The sequence below is a fragment of the Devosia sp. genome (genome assembly GCF_017307565.1).
Taxonomy (GTDB): Bacteria; Pseudomonadota; Alphaproteobacteria; order Rhizobiales; family Devosiaceae; genus Devosia.
In genome coordinates, this window is sequence record NZ_JAFKHD010000002.1 from 1 (window position 1) to 1768 (window position 1768).

The window sequence follows — 1768 nt, forward strand, 5'->3', positions numbered from 1 at the left end:
GGTGAGGCTATCGGGCCCCTGTCCGGTGACGAGAACGGTATCGGCAAGGCGGAAGCCGCCGAGGCCGGGTACGTAGAGCGCGGGTTCGGAAGAACAAACCATGTTGGGCAGGAGCACGGTATCATCGCCCCCTTCCACCCACGGCGGCTCGTGGAACATCACGCCCATGCCGTGGCCGACACGATGGAGGCAGAATTCGCTGACGCCCTGGTCGCGGATGAAGCCAAGCGCGCGATCATCGGCCGACGAACAGGTTGCGCCCGCGATCAGCCCTGCAGTCCCAATGGCCTGAGCCTGCTGGGCAAGGTTGTAAAAGCGCTCCTGCTCCTTGCTGGGCTCGCCCAGAATAAAGGTGCGCTCGCTTTCGGCGGCGCGTCCTCCCACCCGGCAGCCCAGAGAAAGGATCATGCTTTCTCCGCGCTGCGGGCGGTGGCCGGTCGGCATTCCGTGAGGGAAAGCGGAACGCAGACCGGAATAGACAAGCCCACCGGCAATGCCCTGCACGAGCATGATGTCCTCGTGCTCGCGATACATGGTATCGAGCGCATGGCGGATGATGTGGGCTTCGATCTCGATTTCGGTCGGCATGGTCTTGCCGCTGCGTAGCGCGTCATCGATGACGGCGACGCCGGCGGCAACCATGGAGTCGGAAATACGCGCAGCTTCACGCTGCAGCACCAGTTCTTCGGGGCGCTTGGTCAGGCGCATTTGCCCCACAATGCCGGAGGCACGCACCTTGGCATTGGGGAAGGCAGCTTCGATCTGACCGACGCGGGCAAGGGAGATGCCGGGGGAATGCGCCACGGTCCCTTTGATGTCGCCCACGGTTCGGGCAAGCACTGCAAAGGGCCGGTCGCGGCCGGGAAATTCGAAATAGACGACGAGTTCTGCCGCCGTCTCCTGGTCGAGCGCGTGGTGACGCTCAAGCTCGGGAACCAGCAGATAGGTCTCGGTCTGCGTCAGCGCAAAAACGACGGGACGCTCGGTGGTGTAGTGCGAAAAGCCGGTCGTGTAGATGACGTCGTCATTGGAATCGAGCAGCAGCACGTCGACACCGTCTTCGGCCATGCGCGCACGGATGTCGCGATGTACGGATGCGTAATAGTCGGCGCTGAGACGCTGGGAGAAGGCCATGGCGATGTCCTTGGAAAGGGGCCTCAAGGCCGGCCGGCGCCGAGGCGCCAGCCGGTTGGTCACAATCAGTCGGTGAAGCCGATCAGGCCGCGGAGGTTGCCGCGCGGCGTTGCCTGCACTTCGACCGGGAGGTCCTTGGCGTAGAACAGCTGATAACCCTGGGCCGAAACGACGTAGTAGGGCAGCTCTTCAGCCAGGATCGTCGCAGCCTTCTGATAGGCGGTGATACGGCCGGCCTGGTCGAGCGTCGAGCGGCCTTCCTGCAGCAGCTTGTCGACTTCAGGGTTGGAGTAGCCACCCCAGTTGGTCGGGCCACCGGTCGAGAACTGAGCGAACATCAGGCGATCGGGATCAACGATGTTGAGCCAGCCGAGCAGAGCGATCTGGTGCTTGCCCTGCTGCACATAGTTGGTCGAGAACGACGGCCAGTCGCTGATCTGAGCAGTGGCCTTGACGCCGGCGGCTTCAAAGAGTGCCTGCAGGAATTCCACGCTCTGGACGCGGTTGGTGTCTTCGCTGTGGGTCGAGAGAACCACTTCGAGATCCTTGCCGTCCTTGTCGAGCACACCGTCGCCATTGCTGTCGTTCCAGCCCAGTTCGTTGAACTGTGCGATGGCCCCTTCGATGTCGAAAG

Annotated in this window: 2 protein-coding genes; both read right to left on the reverse strand. The window is 63.0% G+C overall.

What is annotated here, in order from left to right:
• On the reverse strand, positions 1-1134 hold a 1134-nt coding region (locus J0I64_RS00010), incomplete at its 3' end, for a Xaa-Pro peptidase family protein (RefSeq protein WP_291405211.1).
• Positions 1135-1199: 65 nt separating this feature from the next.
• Positions 1200-1768: ABC transporter substrate-binding protein (locus J0I64_RS00015; protein WP_291405213.1), on the reverse strand; the 569-nt coding region annotated here is incomplete at its 5' end.